This is a genomic window from Simiduia curdlanivorans, assembly GCF_030409605.1.
Classification (GTDB): domain Bacteria; phylum Pseudomonadota; class Gammaproteobacteria; order Pseudomonadales; family Cellvibrionaceae; genus Simiduia; species Simiduia curdlanivorans.
On sequence record NZ_JAUFQG010000006.1, the window covers coordinates 209437 to 234702 of the forward strand.

Sequence of the window (25266 nt, forward strand, 5' to 3'; positions counted from 1 at the left end):
CCATTATTTCAACATAGGCAAATCTAAGCCCTGCTCTTGCGCGCACTTGATGGCGATATCGTATCCGGCATCGGCATGGCGCATCACACCAGTACCCGGGTCATTGCGCAGCACGCGCCCTACGCGCTCGTGCGCAGCCTGGCTACCATCGCAAACAATCACCACACCGGAGTGCTGGCTGAAACCCATACCCACACCGCCACCGTGATGCAAACTTACCCAGGTGGCACCACCGGCTGTGTTCAACAAGGCGTTGAGCAAAGGCCAGTCGGACACGGCATCGCTGCCATCTTGCATCGCTTCCGTTTCACGATTAGGCGACGCCACCGACCCGCTATCCAAATGGTCGCGACCGATAACAACCGGCGCCTTTAGTTCCCCACTGGCAACCATGGCGTTGAAGGCTTGGCCCAAGCGCGCCCGATCCTTTAGACCGACCCAACAAATTCGCGCCGGCAATCCTTGAAACTGAATGCGTTCGCGCGCCATATCCAACCAATTGTGTAAATGCTTATCATCGGGAATAAGTTCTTTAACTTTTTGATCGGTCTTATAAATATCTTCCGGGTCACCGGATAACGCCACCCAACGGAATGGCCCTATGCCTTCGCAAAACAAGGGGCGAATATAGGCCGGCACAAATCCGGGGAAATCGAAGGCATTGGCAACGCCCTCTTCCAACGCCATCTGGCGAATGTTGTTGCCGTAATCTAAGGTGGCGGCGCCCGCGGCTTGTAAATCCAACATGGCTTGAACTTGGATCGCCATGGATTGCTTAGCCGCTTTTACCACGGCGGCCTCATCTTTCGCGCGCTCAATTTGCGCCTGCTCGAGGGTCCAGCCCTTCGGTAAATAACCATTGAGCGGGTCGTGCGCCGAGGTTTGATCGGTCACCACATCAGGGGTAATACCGCGCTTGGCAAGCTCCGGGAAAACGTCGGCCGCATTGCCCAAAAGCCCGACCGAAATGGCTTGGTTTTCAGCCTTTGCCGCCGCCAACAGTTCGAGCGCTTGATCGAGCGTGGTTGCCTTTTTATCCACATATCCGGTCTTTAAGCGAAAATCGATACGCGACTCATCTACCTCCACCGCGAGCATAGAAAAACCGGCCATAGTTGCCGCCAATGGTTGTGCTCCACCCATACCACCCAAGCCGCCGGTCAAAACCCAACGGCCTTTAGCGCTGCCCGCGAAATGTTTTTTCGCCACGCTCACAAAGGTTTCATAGGTGCCCTGCACTATCCCTTGCGAGCCAATGTAGATCCAGGAACCGGCCGTCATCTGGCCGTACATCATCAAACCCTTTTTATCGAGTTCATTGAAATGCTCCCAATTCGCCCAGTGCGGAACTAAGTTGGAATTTGCTAATAAAACCCGCGGCGCATTTTCGTGGGTTTTGAAAACACCGACGGGTTTACCGCTTTGAATGAGTAAGGTTTCGTCGGCCTCTAAGCGCGTCAGTGTTTCGACGATACGGTCGTAACACTCCCAATTGCGTGCGGCCCGACCAATGCCACCGTACACCACCAAGGCCTGAGGATGCTCGGCAACCTCGGGATCGAGATTATTCATTAACATGCGCAAGGGCGCTTCGGTAAGCCAACTTTTTGCCGTTAATTGGGTGCCACGCGCGGCGCGAATGACCCGGCTGTTATCAATTCGAGGGTTGTGCTCTGCCATGGTAAGGCTCCTTTGCAATAAGAGGCGTGAAGCGCACTCGTGATGGCTTCACGTTTGACATTAATAATTAATATGACCACCTAAACGGAAGCGACTGCCCGGGTGATACAAGTGGGTATAACTCACCACACCGGCACTGGAAAACGTGCGCCGGCTAACTTTCAAACAAGGTTCGGTTTCGGCTAGGTGTAAAATTTCCCGTAAAAAATCCGATGCCGGAACTGCTTCAATTAAGTGGTCGGCCTCGGTCAGTGGTGCCATTTTGTTGAGAAAGCGGCTGGGGGTTAAATCATCAACCCCAAATGGCTGATCTAAATAGCCAGCGGCAAAGCTTGGGTTAACCCAGCGCTCTTCGAGCTGTAATGGCAAGTCGTTTTCAAAGTGAAGTAGGCGGGAAAAATACACCTGTGTATCAACCACAACTCCCAGCTGCCGAGCTTGCTTCTGGTTCGCGAACACAGCGTTTAAAGCTAACACCTGGGCACGATAAACATGGCCGCGCTGGTGAATCTCATCGGCGATGTTGCGAATTTCCACCAAATTACTGTTCGGGCGCTCATCGGCCACGAAGGTGCCCAAGCCTTGGGAGCGGACTAACACTCCATCCTCAGAGAGCTCATCCAAAGCGCGACGGGCCGTCATTCGGCTGACCGAGAATTCGCCGGCCAGCTCGTTCTCCGAGGCCACCCGATCACCGGCACACAGCTCACCGGCGTCAATGCGACGCAGCAAGGCCTGTTTAATCGTCAAATAACGGGGCTGATTCATAGTGGCACATACTAAACCGACGCACTTGTATATACAAGTATATACAAGGCAGGTAGCAACTAAACCATCAGACTGAGCGGACATTGCTCCTACAAAGAATAATGTATACAATATACCCAAATAACAAACGCGGAGTTTCCACTTCGCCATCAAACAGCAGCCCAAAGCGTCAAAGGGCCCTATAGAAAGACATGCCGGTGCAGATACCAAAGGTCAATTTGAGCGAGATAACGCGATGGCTATCAACAACCTAACTGCCAGGTTCGTCCGGTACGAGCCCCCACTACCGCGCTCGCCGCAGCTGCTGCCGGCCATATTAAAGACACCCACTTATTCAACCACCCTCCAAGATCTACATAAGCAGGTTTGATTTTTTGATGACTAAAGTAATTCCGCTCGAATCGATTCAGCGCCGGCAAAAGCTCCTCAGAGCGCAACTGCACTCGAGGCGACTTAATGCCTACATTGTTTTTTCACCGGAAAATTTACGCTACCTAACGGGATACACCGGCGAAGCCGCCTGCCTACTGTTTAGCCTCGATTATTGTTACTTAATAACCGACTATCGTTTCGTCCAACAGGCGACCACAGAGTGTCAACTCACCCAAATCATTGAACGCGACCGAGACGCCCAAAGCCTCGGCCAGTGTTTAGCTGCACTGTGTAATGAATTTCATCTGACCGCGATTGCTTTCGAAAGCGATAAGGTTTCCGTTGCGCAGTGGCAGAAGATTGCCTTGGATTTAGCCGGCTATCACTGCACGCCCTTGAATAGCTGCATTGAAGAGCTGCGAAAAAAGAAAGAGGCCTGGGAAGTTGAGCAGATTCGGCAGGCCGCGAGAATCGGCGATGAGGCCTTAGCCATCGCGCTTCGTACACTAAAGCTCGGCGTCACCGAAAAAGCCTTTGCCACAACCCTAGAGTATCAACTTGCGCAATTAGGCTCTGAGGGCATCGCCTTTGCCACTATCGCGGTTTTCGGTGAAAACACAGCACTGCCCCATGGCATGCCTAGCCAAAAGTCTTTGGCCGATGGCGATTTTATTACCATTGACTTCGGTGCTGTGGTTAACGGTTACAGATCTGATATGACACGAAGTTACATTTATGGCAGTGCCAGCGACAAACAACTCGCATTGATACAAACGGTATTAAAGGCCCAGCAAGCGGCCTTAAATATTCTCCGTCCGGGTATTAGCGCTTGCGAGGCAAATACCCGGGCTCAAGAGATACTTGAGGCATCGGAATTTGCACAGCATGCCGGCCCAGGCCTAGGGCATGGCCTTGGATTATTTTTACACGAACAGCCCCACATAGGCGCGCACTGCATGGATCAATTATCGAGCGGTTTTGTCGTTACCGTTGAACCAGGCATCTACATACCAAATTTTGGCGGCGCGCGCTTTGAAGACGACGTTCTGATTACCCACCACGGCATAGAAATACTGACTCAAGCGCCGAAACACTATAGGTTGCCCCATGAAAATAATTAGTGCAGAGCAGATTAACAATGCCTTGAACTACCCAGACCTGATTGACCACTTGGATCAGGGATTTTCTCGTCCATTCAACATGCCTAAACGCCAAGTGTTTAATATAAACCCCGGCACAGAAAATAAAGATGCTTTTGCGGTGTTACCGGCGTGGAATGAAGACTATCTGGCGGTAAAAGCTTTTACCTACTTTCCCAGCAACTACCGCCACAATAAATCCGCTTTGCACTCAAATATACTGCTGTTTAATAGAAGCCATGGCGAACCGCTAGCCTTGCTCGAAGGCGCAAGTTTAACTCATTGGCGCACAGCGGCGGTATCGGCACTTGCATCGCGCTACCTCTCCAATCCGGATGCATCACGGCTGTTATTGTTAGGCACGGGAAATCTTGCGCCACATTTGATTGCGGCACACTTAAGTGTTAGGCCCATAGACTCAGTCATTATTTGGGGCCGTAATACCGACAAAGCGCAGGCGTTGGCCACAGGGTTAAGCGAAAAATTTCGCCGCGTTAACTTTAGCGTGCACCTCGATGTGAAACCCGCCGCTCAAGACAGCGATATCATCGTTGCAGCTACAGCGAGCCCTGCACCGGTTTTGTACGGCAATTGGGTTGCCCCTGGCACCCACGTGGATTTACTCGGCAACCACAATGCAGACCAGCGCGAATGCGATTCGGAACTGATTGGCAAAGCGCAGGTTTTTGTCGACAGCAAAGTGAACGTTTTGAACGAAGCCGGGGAACTTTTGATTCCCATTCACGAAGGCGTATTCAGCGAGCAGGCGATCTTGGCTGAGCTAAGTCAATTGTGCAATAAGTCTATCGCTGGCCGGCAATCACTAAGTCCTATCACACTATTTAAAAGTGTTGGCACCGCAATCAGCGACCTATTAGCTGCGCAATACGTATTCGAAAAGCTTAGCTAAAGCATCTCCTATCCATAAAAGATAATAAAAAGGCCTTCGCTTGAAATTTCCCCGAGCTTTTTACATCGCCAATACCCTAGAGATTTTTGAACGCCTCGCTTGGTACGGTTTTTTTACTGTGTCGTCGCTGTATATGAGCAGCCCCAAAAGCCAAGGCGGCATGGCGTTTACCGATGCCGAGCGCGGTTTTCTTCAGGGCTTGATTCCCTTTCTGCTTTATCTATTTCCTGTTATCACAGGTGCCCTCGCCGATCGCTATGGCTATAAGCGCATGTTTTGGATTTCGTTTTTTATTATGTGCCCCGGCTATTACCTGCTCGGCCAAGCACAAGGCTTCTGGTCTTTCTTTTTCGCCTTTCTCGCCGTTGCCATTGGCGCGGCCTGTTTTAAACCCGTCGTGCTCGGCACCATTAGTCGCACCACCTCAGCGCAAAACAGAGGCCTAGGTTTTGGCATTTTCTATACCATGATCAATTTAGGCGGATTTCTCGGCCCCTTCGTTGCCGGCTACGTACGCGCAATAAGCTGGGAATGGGTGTTTATCATGTCTGCCTGTTGGATAGCGATCAACATGCTCATACTCGGGCTATTTTATCGCGAGCCTGAAAACGAAGCGTGCAAAGAAATAAAACTCGATGACAGGAAGAGCAAGGACTCGCGTAGCCTAAAAGTCGTATTAGTAGAAGCACAGGAGGTGCTTGGAAACGCTCGATTAGCCTTTCTGTTAATCCCTCTGATTATAGGATTATTGGCCTGCGTAAAATTTAATGTCGATATTTCCTATTACATTTATGCAGCGCTGTGTTGGCTTGGCATTAATTTAATCTGGAGCCAGTGGGTTAAAATCAATGAAAACGCTAGCTTAACCAACAGTTCCCACCGAAATCCACTCCACAACTCGCCAAAAAGACCTTTCGACGAGCTCCCAAGCGGCAAATGGTACCAACAGCCGATCGTCATAGGCGAGGCAAATTTTTTACTGTATCTGCTCATTCTGGCCGGCTTCTGGACCGTGTATAACCAACTTTTTTTCACACTGCCGCTGTACATTCGCGACTTTGTCGACACCTCAGACCTCGTTCGCGCACTGTATACCATACACCCTAACCTCGCCAACTTCATGGCTCAGGTCAATGTCGAGCAACTCAGCAGCATAATTGAAACACTCGACTGGAATAGACCGGCGGGCGAGATTAGATCAAGCCTCACACACTACAAAATTTTGCTGCCCATAGAATTGGTTGAATCAACCAGAACGGCCATCGCCAGTGGCATACTCGAACCGCAATTCCTAGCAAAAAATTGGGCCCAACAATACCGGCAAATAAACCCGGAATACATTATCAACCTCGACTTTGGTGCCATTATTTTATTTCAAATTGTATTAAGCCAGTGGCTACAGCGTTTCAGCTCGCTCAAGGTTATCGCCCTAGGCACCGTTGTTCTCGCCTTGGCAAACTTAATCGGCGGGCTAGCCCATATGGTTGTGCTGAGCGGCTTCATGGTGGTAGCTGGCGTCCTAGTGTTCGCTTTGGGCGAAATGGTTGCGTCACCCAAAAGCCAAGAATATATTGCCGCCCTCGCTCCCGCGAATAAAGCCGCGGTATTTATGGGCTATTACTTTGTGTCTATGGCCTTGGGCATGTTGTTTGGCGGCTTGTTATCGGGTTGGGCTTACGGCACCTTGGCGCACGCCAAGCAAGCACCCTACCTCATGTGGGGTTTATTCGCGCTCATAGGGTTAGTCAGTGCCGCAGCGCTATTTATATTCCAGGCTCGCCTGTTAAATGATAAAACCATGAATTGAAAACTTATATTCAATCACATCGTCTATAGACCAAATTTTATGAAACACGCGTTGTAAAAGACAGTTAATTTTTTAACTGTCTTCATCTAGGCTTAAATTACTCAAGAGCTTCCAGCCACAGATAAAAATCGTCATCCATGGATGTGCCCCATTGAGTCACCAGCGCCTGGTAGCGTGGAAAATCGCCAGAGCGAGTAAACATCAACATTTGCTGCACTTTTTCAGGTTGCTTTTCCATCATGTAGCGCACCGCTAAATAGCCCCAGCGGTAAATACGATCGACACCGCTATGGGTGGTGTTATTAAAAATATCGCTTAATGCAAGAGCATCCTTCTGTGCAAGCGCTACAGCGGCTGGATTGCTATCGCCTTGCGCCACATACTCCGCGACGCCCTCCGTCCACCAGGTGAGGTGCGGTAATAGAGGCGACGGCTCTGGGCAAAATTCCGGGCCCTCGTGGTTGTCGTGCAGGCCGGAACAGAAATCACCGTATATATTAAAGCGACCATCAAGGTAATGAACCATTTCGTGACGTAAATTCCAGATTCCTTCATCGCGCTGATACGCAATGAAATTAGCCGCATTATCCCGCCACTGGGGGTAGCCCTCTAAGTACATACCACCGTTATCCGTACTAATGCCGAAATCATCGCCCGCATGGGCGCGATACGCATCGACATTGGAATAAATATTGGCTGTCATGAAATGGTTGTAGTCATGTTCAACAGGTTTTTTATCGGTTGGAAATAGACGGTGAAACTTTATCTCGTTTTGCGCCATCATGTCGCAGGCTTGCTGTACCTGTTGATCGGTTAAAGATTGATGGCGAATCGCCCAGGCGCTATTACAGCGATGGTAGTTAACCAACACACTAGACGCCGGTGCAGGCGCCGGCAACCAGTGGCCGGGTGGCACGAAGGCAACAAGTTGTTGCTCGTTTGTTGGGCCGCAGCCCAGAAAGGTTAATAGCGAACAGGCGCAAGCCAATGATAAACAGGTCTTCTGAACAGGTAGCGATGAAAGCACAGCAGTCTCCTAACGATATATTGCCAATGTATTGCGGGCTACCTAGATACGTCGAAGTATCTAGGATTCCGTAAACCGGAATATCAAGAGACTACCAAGCGACATAAATGGGTTATTGATGTCGCCCGAACTACCAACAAGGTTAAATCGATTTCTTTGCTTCTTGTGCAGCTAAGAGTGCGCGAATTTCTGATTTGGCCCCCAAGATATGGTCGGTCAAACACTTACAGGCTCGCTTCACATCTTTGGCGCGACAGGCGTTAATTAACTCGCGATGTTCAGGCCCAGCTTTTTTAACGCCCCCGGCCAAGAGAAAGTGCATGCGAATATAGCGATCGGCATTTTTATTTAAATTTTCTACCACATCCCGGGTTTGCGGGCGGTCGACCTTATACAGGCCCATGTGAAAACGGGTATTCAATGCAGACCAACGATCCGCTGCATTTTCATGCTTCAACGCCGCCTCAAGCTCAACCAAAATAGTTTCAGCTTGGGCCAAATCTTCATCTGTTAGCAATGGCACTGAGCGGGCCAATAAATCCGCTTCCAACATGGCGCGCAGCTCAAATAACTCATCGATTTGTTCAAGGTTAAGTTCGGTGGCAGTAGCTCCTTTGTGGGGTTCAAATCGAACCAGGCCTTCGGCTTCCAGCTGCAGTAAAGCCTCGCGCACCGGAATCCGGCTAACATTAAGCTCTTCTGCTAAGGCCGCTTGGCGCAAGGGTTCGCCGGCCTTAATAGCACCAGACAAAATGCGCTCGCGGATGGCTTCCACCACAACCTGAGTTCGGGTTTTGTACTCTATCGCCATTGCAACTCAACCTTATATTGAAGTGGCGGCTAGTGTACCTCTTGCGCAGGTTAGGAACAATTCGCCTAACTGCATGAAATCTCTGCGATTTTTTACCCGAGCCTAAGGACTCTCGGGAAAAAATGCCGGGGAAACCCCGGCCAAGTGCAGATTGGACTGCTCACTAAAACCGACGTTTTATCGAACAGACCCAGGGAAACACATTTATGGCGCTATTTCGTCAAATAACTTCAAAGCCATAGGCATAGGGATCTCGGTCGTCGACACAGATTTGATTGGCACCGAATACATGGGCCCAACCCTCTATACTCGGCACTATCGCTGTGATGCCCGCAACCTCTGTTATCGATTCGATGCAGCCGGTAAATTGGCTACCGATAAAACTTTCGTGCACAAAGCTATCGCCAACACCTAACAAACCCCGGGCAAAGCGCTGCGCCATGCGTGCCGAGGTACCGGTGCCACAGGGCGACCGGTCTATGGCTTTCTCGCCATAAAAAACCGCGTTAGCGGCATGGGACCCCGCTGTCTTAGGCTGCCCCGTCCAAAGCACATGGGACAAACCCTGAAGACTTGGATCTAAGGGGTGAACAAACGGCTGAAGCGCCCGTCCAGCGTCGCGCAATAGCGGGCTGTATTGCAGCACCTGGGCTGCGGACCATTGATCGACGCCTGGAAAATTTTTCTGTGGCTCGACAATGGCATAAAAATTACCGCCGTAAGCAACATCAAAACTGATATCGCCGAGGCCGGGTACAAACGCCACCAAGTCTTTCGCATAAAGAAAGGCAGGCACGTTCACCAGTTTGACCGAGCTCACTCTGTCGCCATGCATTTGGTAGGTCACCGACAATTGCCCGGCCGGCACATCAATGATTAACTGACCCGCCAACTTCGGCTTCACTAAACCCGACTCCAAAGCCGCTGTTACCGTGCCGATGGTGCCGTGGCCGCACATGGGAAGACAGCCTGAGGTCTCAATAAACAGAATTGAAAAATCCGCATTTTCTGAACAAGCAGGGTATAAAAATGCCCCCGACATCATGGCGTGGCCACGCGGTTCAAACATAAGCGCCTGTCGAATCCAGTCGAAACGCGACATGAAATCAAGCCGCTTTTCACTCATGGTTTTACCCCGAAGCTCGGGGTGACCAGAGGTCACTAGCCGCACGGGGTTACCGCAGGTATGCGCATCGATACAAAAAAACGTGCCTTGTTTCATGGTGCCGCCTTAAAGACCAAATTTAGACAAGTCGATACGGCTGTTCATGGCCTCGCCGTAGAGTTTTTCTACAGTGGCTTTTTCTGTATTAGTCAGTGCCAATCTCGGGGCACGGGTGCGCTCTGAACCCCGCCCCGCGAGCTGCTCGGCAAACTTAATACACTGCACCAAGGTCGGGATGGTATCTAAGCGTAATAACGGTAAGAACCAACGCCAAATTTCCAACGCCTCTCGGTATCGGCCCTGTTGTGCCAGTTTGAAAATGGCAACCGACTCTTGCGGAAACACATTGGTTAAACCGGAGATCCAACCGGTGACGCCCAACATTAAACTTTCTAAAGCAATATCATCGACGCCACAAAAAACGCCAAAGCGATCGTCGAAGCGGGTATATAACTCGGTGATACGACGGGTGTCTGTGGTTGATTCTTTAATGGCGACAATATTTTTTTCCGCGGCCAAAATCTCCATGCTATCAAGGCCCAAGTCGACGCCGTAGGTCACCGGATTGTTGTACACCATGATAGGCAGTGCCGTATGTCGAGCCACCTGTTGGAAATGATGTATCGCCTCGCGCTCTGTGGAACGGTAAACCATACCCGGCAATAGCATGAGGCCATCCAAGCCTATTTTTTCTGCCTGCTTGGCAAAATCTTTGGCAAATGCCGTTGTGGTTTCTGCCACCCCCGTGAGCAAAGTCACGCGGCCTGCGACAACTTCCTGTGCCGCTGCCAACACCTGTAATTTTTCTGCAGCCGATAGCGAGCAGTTTTCGCCAACCGTGCCGCACACGATGATGCCATGCACACCCTCGTCGATGAGTTGATCCAACATCTTTTGCGTTGCCGATAAATCAAGGCTGTCGTCGGCCTTGAACTGTGTTGTAACAGCAGGAAAAACACCTTTCCAATTAACACTCATCGCACCATCTCCAAAACTAAATGACCGAGCAAAACCCAGCACAGGACTATGAACCAAGGCGCCTGCCTTGAATGGGTGCAGACTAAGGTATATTGTATACAATTACAAGCACGCCATTTAATGAGAAACCCTATGTCAGACAAAATTGCTATTGTTGGTGCTGGAATAATCGGAATTTGTACGGCGCTTAGGGCCTTGGAAGCCGGCCACCAAGTCACCTTAATAGACCCGCAAGAACCCGGCAGCGGCTGCTCAGCCGGCAACGCGGGTCACTTTGCCACCGAGCAAGTCTTCCCGCTGGCCGATCCCGCGCTATTGACTCAAATACCCGCCATGCTTCTAAACCCGCATGGCCCCTTGGCCATTCGCCCGCGTTATTTCGTAAAAGTACTGCCTTGGTTGTGGCGATTTATCTGGCAAATGGTCAGCACAAAACGCCGAACCAACACCAAAGTGCTGCGCACACTCTGTGAAGCTGCCCTACCCGCATGGTGCAGTTTGTTACACCTATACGATCTAGAGCACCATCTGATTCTTAATGGCAGCCTGCTAGTTTTTGAAACAACGCCACTAAAAGAGATTCAAATGCTGCAGCGTCACTATCAACAGGAAGGCGTGGAAGTCAGCTTGTTAAACCGGCAAGACCTGGAAAAGCTGGAACCAGAACTTTCTAACACCGTGTCCCATGCACTTTTTTTTGAACGCGTTGGCCACACCGCAAACCCACTCGCACTTAGCCAAGCACTTTATAGAAAATTTATTGAACTCGGCGGAAGCTATCTACAGGAAAAAGTAACCGCCCTAACCTTGCACCAAGCTCAATGGCAAGTAAATCTGGAAGCCAGTCAGTGCTGCACGCAGAAGCCCACATCATGCTTTGATACAATCGTTCTATGTGCCGGCGCTCACAGTAAACAGCTGTGTGGTCAACTAGGTTACTCGGTGCCTCTTGAGGCAGAGCGAGGCTATCACCTGAATTGTGTAACGAAACACTTGCCTCAAAGACCCATCGCATCTTATGAACGCAAGTTTATTATGACGCCCATGAGCATGGGTTTACGCCTAGCGGGCACAGTAGAATTCGCGGGCGTAGGTGCCAAACCTAACCCGAAACGGGCCGACGGATTTTATCAACACGGTTGTGCGCTTTGGCCTCGCCTTGTGCAAATACAAGACCCGAGAGTGGAACAAAATCGCTGGATGGGCCACAGGCCAAGCCTGCCCGATTCGCTGCCGGTTATTTCCGCTGCGCGAGAGAAAAATCTATACTTCAATTTTGGCCATCAACACTTGGGTTTAACCCTAGCGGCAATTAGCGCGGAACATGTCATGCAACTGGTAGGCGCAAATAACAGCCAGCAGCTCGATCAAAAGCAGGACCAGAATCAGGAGCAAAACCTAGATAACAACCAAAGCCATTGGCCCGGTGCACCGGCACTGTCGATTCTACGCTTTCATAAATAAGCCATATTTTTTTGTTAGCGTGAATTATTGACTATTGTAAAACTTTATCACTGCGAAGGCCGATTATGATAAAAATGCTAGCATGGGCTATTATCAACCGATACTTTCTTCCTCAGAACAAGGATGCACAGATGCAACAACGCACCAAATTAGCCGCACTTTTAATCGCGGGCGCCAGCCTCGGCGCTTGCAACAATACAGATGGTGTAGGCGATATGGCCATGAGTTTAGCTGGCGGTTATTTAGGGCAATATCAAATCACCGAAATTGAGGGTGAAGCGATACTAGCCGATAGCAAGCCTGAGCTTTCATTGAGCGAAGACGGCACAGTCTCAGGCAACACCGGTTGTAATAATTTTTCGGGAAAATACGAGTGGGTGGGCACAGCGCTCAGCTTCGGCGACATGGCTAGCACTCGAAAAATGTGCGCACCCGCCCTGATGGGCCAAGAGCAAAAACTTTTGGGCTTACTCACCTCGGTCAAAGGTGCAAAACTCGATGGGCTCGACTTGGTGCTAACCGATGGCGCCAAAAACCCGTTGGTGCGTGCGGCCAAAATACAATAGTAAAAAAGCCCCCGTTACTGGGGGCTAATCTCAAAATCTTGGTCTAGGCACACGGTCTATCCATTTGATTTATTTGATCTATTTATTTGATTTATCCATTTGAGCAATTTATTTGGTTATTTAGCTGGCCTATTTTTTTGATCTATAGGCAATCACTTCAATCTCCACCAACATACCCGGCACGGCCAAGCCCGCAACTTGTACGGCCGACCTCGCAGGCAAGTTGGGTTGCGCCGCAGTGCCAAAAAATTGTGTATAGGCTTTCATCATACCGCCAAAGTCCATCTGCCCGCCTTTCGCTTGGTCACCCACGAGAAACACCGTCATTTTAATCACATCGCCCATACCCAAGCCTTTGCTTTTTAACGAGGCCTCTATCTGTTGCAACACATCCAGGCTTTGTTCCTCAGTATTGCCCCAATAGGCTGCGCTGTACTTTTCTGCTTTAGCATCCTTAGGGCCTGGCACCTTACCACTCTCGAAAATAAGGGCGCCACCGCTCACTTCCACTGCCGCTGCAATGGGAAAATTACTATTCTCTAAGGGGTAGCGCTGAACCTGATCTGCAGCGGTGGCCGTAGATACATACACCATTGAACAAATAAACGCACCTAGGGCTAGCCAGTGGAAACCAGCTGCCAATTTTGTTTGGATATTTGAAAAATTCATGCAATCTCTCCTAAGCATCATTGATGGAAAATTAAAGTGTTGATATGTAAGCCAGCAAGGCATCCAAGGTTTCATCGCTCATAGGCCAAGTGAGTGCTTGCGCCATTTGCTGACCGTAGATATCGTCAGCACTAAAGCCGCGGCGCCCTAGGCCAAATGACACCAACTGCGCTTTCAGATAGGCAAGGTTTTGGCCCGCCAAAGGCGGCGCGTGCAATATCTGTTTGCCCTGCCCTTCGCTTCCATGACAGCTTGCACAGGCGGCGAAGGCAGCCTTACCTTGATTTATTCTCTCGGCAACCAGGGTGCTTTTTTTTACCACCGAGGCCACGGGTTTCAACTGCTGCTTCACACTGAGCGCGTCAGCTATTTGCGTAGCATTTAGGGCTCGGGCCACGGATGCCATGTCATCGCTAATACTGGGCTGCTCGGCGCGCTGCCGCCAACCCTTTTGGTAGGATTGAATTTGGCCCGAGATATACCAGTCGGGTAGTATATATAGATTGGGCGAGGCCAAGATTGAATTCCCCTGCCAATTGCTGCCATGGCAAACGGCGCAATTGGGTTCACTGACATTTGGCTTCGCGCCGGCAGAAGGGTTAACCATAACATCGGTGTCGGCATGGGAAAAACCTTGCGGCAACAAAACCAACAGCAGACAACAAAAGCGCTGAATACTCAGTTCAACACACAGGCGACGGGAAAAGCCGAACCACTTTATCAAGCAATCTCCCCCTGTAATACGCGCTCTTGCACATGCGCGAGAGCGTGCCAGGCCGATCTCACCGCGCCTTCTTGCCAGCCAATCAGGGTCGCCATTTGGTCGCCCATCATATAATGCCGCCCAGCCGGTGCTTGCAGCCTTTTATAGCCTTGGTTGTAGGTTTCCTCGGTCCAGATGCTACCGCAACCTAATAAGTGATTCATTCGGTGCCAACACACGCTCACACCGGTTTCGATATGTTGGCGATAATTAGCGTGCAGCCTTTCACCTTGCTGAATAGCCAACTCGATACGCGCACTCGGGCTCATGGCCGCAATGCGATCGACAATTTCAGGCACCCAAGAATAGGCGCCTAAGAGCACACCTTTAGCCATAAACGTGCCGTGCTCCGGATACCAAATTTGCGTGATATCCTGGTTGGTCCAACTGATACCGCCGTATATTTTGTCTTTTTCCCAAAAGCGTTCGCGCGCTTGCAAACCAATTTTCACCAATTTACCGCGCTCCGGTAACGTTAAGGCGTGGGCGTAGTCGGCCGGAAAATTATTTTCTATGGCGTGCACCAAATGGGTGGGAATACAATTTAAACAAACGTCAGCGTTTATGGTGTGCGATTGATTATTCTGCCGATAGGTCACCCGAACACCGGCATCGGTGAGTTGAATGCGGTTGACAATGGCACCCAAGGAAACATCCGAACCTACATGCTGTAAAAAATGTGTGACAATTCGATCCATCCCACCCACTGGCGTCATCATCGCTGGGCCCTGATCTTCAATTTCTGCAAAGTGCATGGCGCCAAAGCAATACTCACTCGCCAACAGAGATTTAAAATCTAGCGGGCCTTTAAATTTTGGCAATTCTAAAATGGAAGTACTGAGACCGGTGCGCTCGCCACCACGGTACTTGCCATCCTCTTGCAACTCACCATAGGCATGTAAAAAAGCGCGCAACCGCTCTTTATCAATTTCATCGAAGGGTGCATCTAATTGGCCGGGTGAAAGTAAAGACTTATTCATGAGCTCCGCCATAAAACCGCGCAAGCTCGCGTGGAATTCACCCAAGCGAATAGGCTTGCCATTAAAGGCTTTATCATCTTGGGCGTAGCAATTGCGATTGTAGTTACAAAAAAACTGCAGCGGTACCTGCAGCTCGCGGCAATAGTGCATAACACCAGTATGTTCTGCAGGAATACGCGCCGGGCCAGGGTTGAAATACAAGTTGGGTTGGTTGTCAAACTGGCAGATTTGTTCGCTGCCCAGTTCGTCAATGCGGTCGCCGTGACGCAAGGTTAGATTGCGGCCACCGGCTCTATGGGAGGCCTCCAGCACCGTACAGCGATAACCAGCGCGCTTTAATTCATAAGCCGCCACCAACCCGCTGATACCTGCGCCCAAAATCAGAACATGGGGTGCACGGCCACTGATAGGTTGCAGGTGGATAGGCGCGTGGGGTGTAACCTCGGGCGACACACCAAAGGCGCGAGCGGCATGCATCACACCCGATGCTGTGCCCATCGCTCCCGCTAACAGCAGTAAACATTGTCGCCTCGAAAATTCCCTTTCCACGCGTTCCCCATAGCCAATGCCGATTTTCCTACGATATTGAAATCATTGTTCACTTTCTACCCGCGATCCTATTATGAATCTATTATTTTGCTGTATAAATTCGCGTAGATATAACCAGAGCAATAGCCCTAATCCTTTTGCGCCGAGTGAAAATCGCCGCCACAACCGTGGTTCAAATTCAACTAAACTTGAGGGTGTCAAGTGTTTTAGCGTCATAGAGCACGAACCCACACCACACAGATACCGCCAGATGACCGCTCAATTAGTGATAACCAACATTAAGCTCGCCACGGCTTCCGACCCGAATAAGCCCTATGGCGAAATCGCTCCTGCCGCCATTGCCGTTGCAAAAGGTAAAATTATCTGGATAGGCGCAGCCGAGGATGCCCCCAGTGCTCACACCCTCATTGATGGAAAAGACGGTTGGCTCACACCAGGGTTAATTGATTGCCATACTCATCTCATTTTCGGTGGCAATCGCGCCAATGAATTTGAATGGCGCCAGCAAGGTATTAGCTATACCGAAATATCAAACCGTGGCGGCGGCATCATGAGCACGGTACAGGCAACGCGATTGGCAACAGATAAAGACCTACTACAAAGTGCGCAAAAAAGATTAGATGCACTCATGGCCGAAGGTGTTACCAGCTTGGAAATAAAATCTGGCTACGGGCTCAGTCTGGAACAAGAGTTAAGAATGCTGCGTTTAGCGCGACAGCTAGAAAATCAAAACCCAGTAAAAATTGCAACCACCTTGCTGGCTGCCCATGCTCTGCCACCCGAATTCACCTCAAAAGATTTTTATATCGACCATATCGTAAACGCTATTTTACCGGCGGCGGTGGCAGAAAATTTAGTCGATGCCGTAGACGTGTTTTGCGAAGGCGTGGGCTTTTCCGTCGCCCAGTGCGAACGGGTTTTTAAAGCCGCCACCGCCTTGGGTTTGCGCGTTAAGGGCCATGTAGAACAATTGAGCAACTTGCACGGCAGTGCACTGGTGGCAAAATACCAAGGGCTTTCCGTCGACCATATCGAATATTTATCAGACCAAGATATCGCGCTATTAAAAGCCGCAAATACGGTAGCCGTATTACTACCCGCCGCTTATTTCTTTCTCAAAGAGACCCAGCAACCACCCATCCACGCACTTAGAAAAGCCGGTGTTGCCATGGCGGTGGCGACAGATTGCAACCCGGGCACAGCGCCACAGGCTTCGCTGCTAACGGCGATGAACCAAGCGTGTGTGCTATTCGGTTTGACCCCAGAAGAAAGTTTTTATGGCGTCACTCGGCACGCCGCAAGCGCGCTTAATCTGAGCAATAAAGGCCAACTGGCCGTGGGCTTTGACGCCGATCTATTACTCTGGGATATCGAGTCGCCAGCCGAGCTAAGTTACGGTATTAATCTAGTCAAACCGATAAAGCGCTGGGTTGCCGGAGAATTACAGGCATGAATTTATATCAACCCAATGATGGCAGCCAATGGACTGGGCGTATCGATGCCGAAGAGACGCGACCGGCACTGCGCTGGCATCAAAAAATCCAATGCATAAATTTGGATCAATCCGAAACCCTGGCAAAACCGGAAGCTTACCGAGATCACCTTGCCCTACTCGGCTTTCAGTGCGACGCCGGCGTTGTGCGCAACAAAGGCCGCCCAGGCGCTGCCGAAGGGCCACAATCTCTGCGCGTTGGCCTCGCTAACGCTGCCTGTGCAGATCAACAGATCTTCGATGCTGGCGATGTCACTTGCCTCGGCGATAATTTAGAAGTGGCGCAAACGGAACTCGGCAAAAGAGTTGATCAGCTTATTACATTAAACTTGCGACCGGTCGTGCTCGGCGGTGGCCACGAAATAGCTTGGGCGAGCTTTCAAGGTTTAATTCCCACGCTGCGGGAAAAAAAGTTGGACCTCGGTATAATCAATTTCGATGCGCATTTGGATTTGCGCACACCCTCGCCGAAAGGCTCTTCGGGTACACCCTTCCGACAAATTAACGAGTGGTGTAAAGCAAATAACCAAGCTTTTAATTATTGTGTGCTCGGCGTTAACCCCAGCGCCAATACCCAAGCACTATTCGACTACGCCGATGAACACAGTGTGGCGTGCATGGACGATATCGCTTTCGAAACCAACGAGCCACTGCAGACGCAAGCTTTCCTCGATCAATTTTTAAACCGCGTCGATGCGCTTTATATTACCGTGTGCTTGGATGTGTTTAACGCGGCCTTTGCGCCGGGGGTAAGCGCACCTGCGGCCTTGGGTATTAGCCCCACGAAAATGTTACACACCTTTCAACAACTACTGAAACACGCGCAACTGAAAGAAAAGCCGGTGCTACTACTCGATATAGCCGAGCTAAGCCCGCCCCACGACAGAGACGGTATTACCGCCAAGCTCGGTGCTCGGATCATTTGGCAATATCAGCAATTTTACCCTACGACAGTGGCGCCTAAGTAGACATTCCGCGCTCGAGACAGCACACTTACGACATTCATTAAAAGCATAGCAACTAAAGAAGCCGGCATGGACAGTATCAACCAATTTTTAGCCACTTCTGTGAGCGCCATTAACGACGTCTTGTGGGACTCCATTTTAGTTTACTTGCTGGTGATTGCCGGTGTTTGGTTTACGGTGCGCTTAGGTGCCGTGCAATTTCGCTTGTTTGGCCACATGTTTTCCATGATGAAGGGCTCAACGCGGTCCAATGCCGAGGGCATTTCCCCCTTTCAGGCACTCGCCACCAGCCTCGCCGCGCGCGTGGGCACGGGCAATTTAGCCGGTGTGGCTGTGGCCATTACCTTAGGCGGACCTGGTGCGGTATTTTGGATGTGGATGATTGCACTCTTGGGTATGGCCACCGGCTTCGTGGAGTCAACTCTGGGGCAGTTTTATAAAGTTAAAGATACTAACGGCGAGTTTCGCGGTGGCCCTGCCTACTATATTCAAATGGGCCTTAAGCAACGCTGGCTCGCCATCGCCTTCTCACTGTGTTTGTTATTTGGCTATGGCTTTGTCTTCTCTGCCGTTCAAGCTAACACCATTGGCGATGCGTTAAACAACGCCTACGGTATTCCCGCACTCTACAGCGGCTTAACGATGACCATCGTCGCCGGCGTCATTGTCATCGGCGGCTTGAGAGCTATTGCCCGCTTTGCCGAATTTACCGTGCCCTTTATGGGCGTCGCCTACGTCGCCATGGCGCTGTTTATTGTCGCGGTCAATATTCAGGAGGTGCCGGCAATTCTCACATTAATTGTCAGCTCGGCTTTCGGCTTGGAAGAGGCTGCTGGTGGCTTTTTAGGCGCTGCCATCAATGGCATCAAACGCGGCCTCTACTCGAACGAAGCGGGCTCGGGTAGCGTGCCCCACGCCGCGGCCGCAGCCCAACCCTACCCCAACCATCCCGTATCTCAGGGCTTAGTGCAAATGCTGGGTGTGTTTGTCGACACCATTTTAATTTGCTCTTGCACGGCCATCATAATTCTCTTAGCGGGCGGCGGTTCAGAAGCGGGTTTGACCGGTATTCGCATTACCCAAGACGCCATGGTCAGCCATGTGGGCAATTGGGGCATGGACTTTGTGGCTATTGCCATCGTGTTTTTTTCCTTCACCTCGGTTGTGGCAAACTACGCCTATGCTGAATCCAATTTGCACGTATTTAGGCTCGACCACAAACCCGGTCGCCTCGCCTTGACCCTGGGTTACTTAGCCATGGTGTTGTGGGGCACCATGGCACCACTGCGTACCGTGTGGAATATGGCCGATATGGCGCTCGGCTTAATGACCGTGATCAATATTATTGCCATTGCCTGGTTAACGCCTACGGTTGTCATGTTGCTGAACGATTATCAAGCGCAGCGTAAAGCCGGCAAACTGCCCGAGTACCAACTGCACAAAAATCATCAATACCAAGGTGAAACAGAACCTGGTGTCTGGAGTAAAATCGATTGACTGAAAGTACCAGCGATAGTCCCCAAGCCAACTATTATGCAGCTGTCGATCTAGGCTCTAACAGCTTTCACTTGTTAGTGGCCAAAGTGGTCGGCAACCGATTAGAGGTCGTCGACCGCCATAAGGAGATGGTACAAATTGCCCGGGGGCTGGATGATCGCGGCAACCTTGCCAAAGAAACCCAGGCAGAAGCTATTGCGGTATTGTTGCGCATTAACGAGCGACTCAGAGATATTGCGCCGGAAAATATTCGCGCTGTGGGTACCAAAACCTTGCGCGCGGCCCGCAATGCCGACAAATTTTTACGCAAAGCGGAAGCGGCGCTAGGTCACTCAATCAATATTATCTCTGGCTTCGAAGAAGCGCGCCTAGTTTACCAGGGCGTGGTGCGCTCGCTCGAAGATACCAGCCAAAAACGCCTCGTTATTGATATTGGCGGCGCCAGCACCGAATTTATTATCGGCGAAGGCCGTGGCCCTCGCTTACTCGAAAGCCTAAACCTAGGCTGCGTAACACTGGCAGAACGGCACTTTAAATTTGGCCCAGTGACAAAAACCAGAATGGATGCGGCCTACATTGCTGCCAGCGCCGCGATAGAACCCATAGCTCGGGCTTATAAAGCCTTTGGCTGGGATATCGCGCTTGGCACTTCTGGCACCATGCGCGCAGCAGCGGAATTGATGGACGCCAAAGATCAAGGGCTAATCACCCGCGCCAACCTCGAAAAAATCATTCAGCAAACCATTATCGACGGCGAAGTATTAAACAACGAAGTACCTAAATTGCGCCGCGATGTATTGCCGGCCGGCTTGGCCATCATCAAAGCGTTGTTTGACCAACTAGGATTAGAGCAACTGCATATTGCCGATGTCGCCTTGAAAGAGGGCTTAATCTTTGAGATTTTAGGCCGCGAAGCCAATACCGATAGCCGCGAAGACAGCGTCAATCGCCTCGCCCAAACCTACCAATGCGATCAAACCCAGCGCGAACGCGTGGCGCGGCTGGCGGAGCGTTTTGCCTCGCAATTACAACTTGCCGACATCAACGATACCAAGGCCGCGCAACTAGTGGCCTGGGCCGGTACATTGCACGAAATTGGCTTGCACATCAGCCACAACGGCTTCCATAAACACGGCTATTACCTGCTGCGCCATCACGATATGAGCGGCTTCTCGCGCTACGAGCAACACATGCTTGCGGCATTGGTCCGGCTACAGCGCAGCGCTATAAAAACCTCGCTCATCAGCGAACTTGCGCCGCACAACCGCGACGATTTTATGTGCATGGTGGTTGCCTTGCGCTTGGCCGTGATTTTATGTCGCGGCCGCGAAGCGCTCGACATCACCCCAAGGTTAACGCTGCTGGCCAACGGCGAATTGACCTTAGCACTACCCCAAGGCTGGCTAGAAAAACACCCTCTCAGCGCCATCAACCTGCATAATGAGGCCGAAGAGCTGCTGCTGGCGGGCGTTAAATTTCACTTTAGTTAACCGAGTAAATCATCGGCCTTTATTTTCAATGCCTGGGCCAGGCCGCGAATAATGGCCGGGCTCGGCTCGCGCTCGCCTCGCTCAATTTGTTCGCAATAGGCTGGCGATATACCGGCATCCTTGGCTATTGAACCGGTGGACTTACCCTGCTCGGCCTTGACGGCAGAAAATTTTTCCGCATTAAATTTGGCATTGCTGTTATCGGTGGATTTCATCCCAGCGAAAAAAGAGTTGGTCTTGGCCGCAGCGCTAGGCGCTGGAGCTACTGCGGTTGGCGTTGGCGCCCGTGCTGTATCGGCGGGCATTTGCCCGGCGGCAGCCAATAGTGCCTCGTACTGGGCGTAGGGTATCACCGCCCATTCAGGCCGCCCGTCCTTCATGATAACCTGTACACTCATCATCTTTCTCGATATCAATAAAAGCGCAATTGTACGCAATCCTAAAGGCAGACCCAACACCTCATGTCACGCTTAATCCCTTTACTCCTCATTCTTCTGCTTGCCTACTTAGCCTATCGAAAGTATCAGCGCTTAACCCCTAGCGAAGGCAAAAAGTGGCTCTGGCAACTCGGCGTTGGCGCATTTTTGGGACTGGTGCTTTTCGCCCTGTTTACCGGGCGGCTCAATTGGTTGGGCGCTTTCATCATGGGCTTATTGCCCTTTGTCAAAAACATCGGTGCACTGGTTTTGCGCGGCATGGCGCTCATGGGTTGGTGGAAAAAAATGCAAAACGCCAAACCCATGGATTCGAGTAGCTTAGTGCTGACCCTAAAAGACGGTGTATTTGATGGCGATATTCGCAAGGGAACAAGAGCTGGGCAAAAATTATCCGATTTGAACGCCGAGCAGTTGGCGCAGTTGTTTGAAGAGTTTAAACACCAAGATGCGAGTGCGGCTGCCCTCCTTCAAATCTATATTAAGAATCGGTTTGGCGAGAGCTGGCAAGGCGGCCCACTGAATCAACAAAGTCCAAATGGCGACTTAAGCATCGCGGAGGCCTGTGCGCTGTTGGGCGTGGAGGCCAACGCCGATAAAAAAGCTATCATTGCCGCGCACCGGAAATTAATTCAAAAATTTCACCCAGACAGAGGCGGCAACGATTACTTAGCGGCGCGCCTCAATACCGCGAAAGACCTGTTACTCAAACACGTTAACAGCAGTGACGCCTAAACCACAGGAGAAATTCCAGTAAGTTTTCGACCCGGTGGCTTGCGCCCGAAAAATCATGGTGCGCCGAATAGTCGTTGGGGATCACACAGGTTCGTATACCCGCCGCCACCGCCGCACGCAAACCGGAAGCGGTATCTTCAACGGCAATACACGCATCCGCCTTAAGCCCCATAACCGTTAACGCCTGTTGGTACACATCCGGTGCAGGTTTATTATTGGCCACCTCTTCACCGCTGGCGATGCACTCGAAAAACTGCCCCAACCCTAAGCCGGTCAAATTCGCCTCCAAGGCAAAGCGCGCAGAACCGCTAACCACTGCCATACGTATCCCCAGCCCCTGCAACGCCAGCAGCACTTCCTCAACGCCTGGCATCAGCGGGTAAACCTGAGTTGCGTGAAACTGCTTAGCCTGGGCGCGCTTAGCTGCCACTAAATTTTCAACACTGTCGGTCAGGCCAAATCGCGTTTTGATGGCAATGGCCGTGTTCAATTCGCTCACCCCGGTAAAATGCAACCGGTAATCATCTTCAAGAAAACCAACGCCGCGATCGGCTAGCACGTCTCGCCAAAATTGGAAGTGCACAACCTCGGAATTTGCCAAGGTGCCATCGTGGTCGAACAGAACTGCTTTTATCGGCGTCATTTGCAAGCCTAAGGTTGAGATGTTTTAGCGGAGGGAAAATGAAACTTAACCTGTAAGCCACCCAGAGCGGAGGTGCCGAGACGTAATTCGCCGCTATAAGCGGACATGATATCTTGCACCAACGCGAGACCTAAACCCTGCCCGGCGTGTTTTTCATCGGCTCGCTGGCCGCGACTAAGAATTTTTTCGCGCAAATGATCCGGCACCCCGGGGCCGTCGTCATCGATGGTAAGAATGCTATATTGCTCACCCCGATATTTGTCAAAAGCAACACCAAGCTCGATCGTTTGGGCGCCGTATTTACACGCATTTTCCAAGGCGTTGCCTAAGAGTTCAAACACATCCTTTTCATCAATACGTAAAAACAATTCAACCTCAGGCACCTTAAATTGCACCCGTGGATACAGTTTACTTAAACTTTTTACGATGCGTTGCACAATCACGACAAGATCGATAGCGGTTAGAAAATCGCTGCGCGCTATTTGAGCACGCTGTAATTGATGGCTAACAATATCTTGCATGCGCTGCATTTGATCCCACAGCAATGGTTTATCTAATTCGGGCTCGCGCAAGGCATTTTGCACAACCGCTAAGGGGGTTTTTATGCTGTGGGCCAAATCTGCTAGGGTATTTCGGTAGCGTTCACGCAAGCCCTTTTCCGACTCGAGCAACGCATTCACATTGCGGGTTAAACCCCTTAACTCCATGGCAAACTCGCCCTGTACTTGGCTAGTTTCACCACGGCTAAACGCCGCAACGGACTGAGCCAGCCGACGCAAGGGCAACAGCCCCCAAACCAACAAGACAGATTGTGCCAACAAAGTAACGATGGCTATGGTTGCCATCCAGTAGATTAATTCGGCGCGAAAGGCGGTTAAGCCGCTATCGAAGCCGGCCTTATCCTGATAAACCGAAAACACCAAGGGTAAATGGGATTGATCATCGAGTTCCCAGCGCACGCGGTAATGTAGAATGAAAAATTGTTCGCTTTCGGAAAATTCTATTAACGCGCTAGAGAGAGTGTGAGCCGATTCTATCTGCAATTGTTGCGCATTCAGCCATTGCGCAGAACTCGAGCGCCAGCGCTCATCTTTACTGCTGAACTTACCGCCATCATCGCGATGAATAAAACCGTAGAGGCCGGAGCCAGGCTGGGAAAATTGTGGCTCGGTAAATACCTTGGGCATATTTATCTGGCCGTCATCAACATCCGCCGCTGCCAACAAAAGATAAACCTGCGAGGTTAAGCGCAACTTTTCAGCGGCTACGAGGCTCTGCTGAAACGCCCTATCTAAACCCAACCCAGTGGCGCCGATTAGCAAGGGCAACAAGAGGAGGCTCGCCAACAACAAGCGGCCCATGATCGATTGCAGCAACCATTGGGTCGAGAGTTTAATCAACGCGCTTACCCGTTCCAGCATCGGCGGCAATGGAGAATTGGTAACCCTGCCCGCGCACGGTACGCAGCGGTTGCAGCTTGCCGTCTGGGTCCATTTTTTTACGCAGGCGCGCGACCAGCACCTCGATAACGTTGCTATCGCGATCGAAATCCTGTTCGTATATGTGTTCTGTCAATTGGCTTTTTGATATTACTTTGCCATTGTGCAGCATTAAAAATTCGATCAAGCGATATTCAAAACTGGTTAAGGTCAAGGCCTGCTTATCTCTTGCCAGAGACTGAGCGCTGGTATCCAACGCAAAAGGCCCGGCGTTTAACACCGACGTCGCCTGCCCTGCAGCGCGCCGGGCCAAGGCATTAACGCGGGCGAGTAACTCTTCCGGCTGAAACGGCTTGGTTAAATAATCATCTGCGCCCGCCTCTAGGCCCTCAACTTTTTGCTGCCAATGATCCCGCGCCGTGAGTATAAGTACCGGCACTTTATTGCCCGCTTGGCGCCACTGCTTAATCACATCCATGCCGTTCAGTTGCGGTAGGCCTAAATCCACAATCGCCACATCGTAGGGGTTCTCGCGGCCTAAATACGCGCCCTCCTTTCCATCGCCGGCGATATCGACACTCCAATGCCGCTGGCTAAACAGTTGCCGAACTTGTGTTTGCAGCGCCGGTTCATCTTCGATAAGTAGCAATCGCATTTATTGCCCCTGAATGGTCACTTCCTTTACCCGACCATCGTCGAGTAAAAGGCGAACTTTGTATTTGCGTTTTTTGCCTTCACCTTGCGCCTGTACTTTCAGCACCTGACCACCAAAACGATCGCGCGCTATTTGCGCCGCTTCGCTGCTCGAACTCGCCTGGCCATCTTGCATAGGCCCCTGGTGCCAAACGGCCGCCTCTACCTGCGGCAGGTAAAGCGACACGCTGGCAAGAGCCAAAATGAAGGTGAATATGATAAAACGCATT

Annotated in this window: 24 protein-coding genes; 10 read left to right on the forward strand and 14 right to left on the reverse strand. The window is 51.0% G+C overall.

Annotated elements, in window-relative coordinates; translation table 11 throughout:
- Positions 1-3: 3 nt before the first annotated feature.
- A complete protein-coding gene (hutU, locus tag QWY82_RS14810) occupies positions 4-1680 on the reverse strand; it encodes a urocanate hydratase (protein ID WP_290263908.1) in 1677 nt (558 codons plus the stop codon).
- Positions 1681-1740: 60 nt separating this feature from the next.
- Positions 1741-2448 (reverse strand): histidine utilization transcriptional repressor HutC, encoded by a 708-nt coding sequence (hutC, locus tag QWY82_RS14815; protein ID WP_290263910.1) that lies wholly within the window; start codon positions 2446-2448, stop codon positions 1741-1743.
- Positions 2449-2825: 377 nt separating this feature from the next.
- On the opposite strand from hutC, the gene QWY82_RS14820 reads away from it, so the two are divergent.
- Genes QWY82_RS14820 through QWY82_RS14830 form a run of 3 tightly spaced genes read left to right on the forward strand, consistent with a single transcriptional unit; the run spans position 2826 to position 6676 of the window.
- Entirely contained in the window at positions 2826-3941 is a 1116-nt protein-coding gene (locus QWY82_RS14820) for a M24 family metallopeptidase (RefSeq protein ID WP_290263912.1), read from the forward strand.
- A complete protein-coding gene (gene lhpI, locus QWY82_RS14825) occupies positions 3928-4869 on the forward strand; it encodes a bifunctional Delta(1)-pyrroline-2-carboxylate/Delta(1)-piperideine-2-carboxylate reductase (RefSeq protein WP_290263914.1) in 942 nt (313 codons plus the stop codon). The genes QWY82_RS14820 and lhpI overlap by 14 nt, the downstream gene beginning before the upstream one ends.
- A gap of 40 nt (positions 4870-4909) precedes the next feature.
- Positions 4910-6676, forward strand: a complete 1767-nt coding sequence (locus tag QWY82_RS14830) for an MFS transporter (protein ID WP_290263915.1) — start codon at positions 4910-4912, stop codon at positions 6674-6676.
- Positions 6677-6773: 97 nt separating this feature from the next.
- On the opposite strand, the gene QWY82_RS14835 is transcribed toward QWY82_RS14830, so the two are convergent.
- The 4 genes from QWY82_RS14835 to QWY82_RS14850 form a co-directional block, all read right to left on the reverse strand.
- On the reverse strand, positions 6774-7703 hold the full coding sequence (locus QWY82_RS14835) for a collagenase (protein ID WP_290263917.1): 930 nt from the start codon (positions 7701-7703) through the stop codon (positions 6774-6776).
- Positions 7704-7845: 142 nt separating this feature from the next.
- Positions 7846-8514 carry a GntR family transcriptional regulator gene (locus QWY82_RS14840; RefSeq protein WP_290263920.1) on the reverse strand — a complete coding sequence of 223 codons (669 nt, stop codon included), beginning with the start codon at positions 8512-8514 and terminating at the stop codon, positions 7846-7848.
- Positions 8515-8734: 220 nt separating this feature from the next.
- Entirely contained in the window at positions 8735-9736 is a 1002-nt protein-coding gene (locus QWY82_RS14845; RefSeq protein WP_290263922.1) for a 4-hydroxyproline epimerase, read from the reverse strand.
- Between the two features lie 9 nt (positions 9737-9745).
- Complete coding sequence (locus tag QWY82_RS14850) at positions 9746-10657, reverse strand: dihydrodipicolinate synthase family protein (protein ID WP_290263924.1); 912 nt, start codon at positions 10655-10657, stop codon at positions 9746-9748.
- A 132-nt stretch (positions 10658-10789) separates the two neighbouring features.
- On the opposite strand from QWY82_RS14850, the gene QWY82_RS14855 reads away from it, so the two are divergent.
- Positions 10790-12121: an NAD(P)/FAD-dependent oxidoreductase gene (locus tag QWY82_RS14855; RefSeq protein WP_290263926.1), complete on the forward strand. Its 1332-nt coding sequence runs from the start codon at positions 10790-10792 to the stop codon at positions 12119-12121.
- A 131-nt stretch (positions 12122-12252) separates the two neighbouring features.
- A complete protein-coding gene (locus QWY82_RS14860; RefSeq protein WP_290263928.1) occupies positions 12253-12687 on the forward strand; it encodes an META domain-containing protein in 435 nt (144 codons plus the stop codon).
- Between the two features lie 129 nt (positions 12688-12816).
- On the opposite strand, the gene QWY82_RS14865 is transcribed toward QWY82_RS14860, so the two are convergent.
- The 3 genes from QWY82_RS14865 to QWY82_RS14875 are packed head-to-tail and all read right to left on the reverse strand — an operon-like array spanning position 12817 to position 15648.
- Positions 12817-13356: a RidA family protein gene (locus QWY82_RS14865; RefSeq protein ID WP_290263931.1), complete on the reverse strand. Its 540-nt coding sequence runs from the start codon at positions 13354-13356 to the stop codon at positions 12817-12819.
- 31 nt (positions 13357-13387) lie between these two features.
- Positions 13388-14080: a c-type cytochrome gene (locus tag QWY82_RS14870; RefSeq protein ID WP_290263933.1), complete on the reverse strand. Its 693-nt coding sequence runs from the start codon at positions 14078-14080 to the stop codon at positions 13388-13390.
- Positions 14077-15648, reverse strand: a complete 1572-nt coding sequence (locus tag QWY82_RS14875; RefSeq protein WP_290263935.1) for a flavin monoamine oxidase family protein — start codon at positions 15646-15648, stop codon at positions 14077-14079. Before QWY82_RS14875 ends, QWY82_RS14870 begins: the two co-directional genes overlap by 4 nt.
- Before the next feature lie 250 nt (positions 15649-15898).
- On the opposite strand from QWY82_RS14875, the gene hutI reads away from it, so the two are divergent.
- From hutI to QWY82_RS14895, 4 genes are all read left to right on the forward strand, one after another.
- Complete coding sequence (hutI, locus tag QWY82_RS14880) at positions 15899-17101, forward strand: imidazolonepropionase (protein ID WP_290263937.1); 1203 nt, start codon at positions 15899-15901, stop codon at positions 17099-17101.
- Entirely contained in the window at positions 17098-18108 is a 1011-nt protein-coding gene (hutG, locus tag QWY82_RS14885; protein WP_290263939.1) for a formimidoylglutamase, read from the forward strand. The genes hutI and hutG overlap by 4 nt, the downstream gene beginning before the upstream one ends.
- Before the next feature lie 66 nt (positions 18109-18174).
- Complete coding sequence (locus QWY82_RS14890) at positions 18175-19602, forward strand: alanine/glycine:cation symporter family protein (protein WP_290263941.1); 1428 nt, start codon at positions 18175-18177, stop codon at positions 19600-19602.
- Positions 19599-21092, forward strand: coding sequence for a Ppx/GppA phosphatase family protein (locus QWY82_RS14895; protein WP_290263943.1), 1494 nt, complete (start codon positions 19599-19601; stop codon positions 21090-21092). The genes QWY82_RS14890 and QWY82_RS14895 overlap by 4 nt, the downstream gene beginning before the upstream one ends.
- On the opposite strand, the gene QWY82_RS14900 is transcribed toward QWY82_RS14895, so the two are convergent.
- Positions 21089-21490, reverse strand: a complete 402-nt coding sequence (locus QWY82_RS14900) for a helix-turn-helix domain-containing protein (RefSeq protein ID WP_290263946.1) — start codon at positions 21488-21490, stop codon at positions 21089-21091. The two genes, QWY82_RS14895 and QWY82_RS14900, sit on opposite strands and share 4 nt — an antisense overlap.
- A 63-nt stretch (positions 21491-21553) precedes the next feature.
- Between QWY82_RS14900 and QWY82_RS14905 the strand changes: the two genes are divergently transcribed.
- A complete protein-coding gene (locus QWY82_RS14905) occupies positions 21554-22261 on the forward strand; it encodes a J domain-containing protein (protein WP_290263948.1) in 708 nt (235 codons plus the stop codon).
- Here the strand turns inward: QWY82_RS14905 and QWY82_RS14910 are convergent.
- Genes QWY82_RS14910 through QWY82_RS14925 form a run of 4 tightly spaced genes read right to left on the reverse strand, consistent with a single transcriptional unit; the run spans position 22242 to position 25265 of the window.
- Entirely contained in the window at positions 22242-22904 is a 663-nt protein-coding gene (locus tag QWY82_RS14910) for an HAD family hydrolase (RefSeq protein WP_290263951.1), read from the reverse strand. The two genes, QWY82_RS14905 and QWY82_RS14910, sit on opposite strands and share 20 nt — an antisense overlap.
- An 8-nt stretch (positions 22905-22912) precedes the next feature.
- On the reverse strand, positions 22913-24304 hold the full coding sequence (locus tag QWY82_RS14915) for an ATP-binding protein (protein ID WP_290263954.1): 1392 nt from the start codon (positions 24302-24304) through the stop codon (positions 22913-22915).
- Positions 24297-24998 carry a response regulator transcription factor gene (locus QWY82_RS14920; protein ID WP_290263958.1) on the reverse strand — a complete coding sequence of 234 codons (702 nt, stop codon included), beginning with the start codon at positions 24996-24998 and terminating at the stop codon, positions 24297-24299. Before QWY82_RS14920 ends, QWY82_RS14915 begins: the two co-directional genes overlap by 8 nt.
- Positions 24999-25265 (reverse strand): PepSY domain-containing protein, encoded by a 267-nt coding sequence (locus QWY82_RS14925; protein WP_290263960.1) that lies wholly within the window; start codon positions 25263-25265, stop codon positions 24999-25001.
- Position 25266 lies beyond the last annotated feature (1 nt).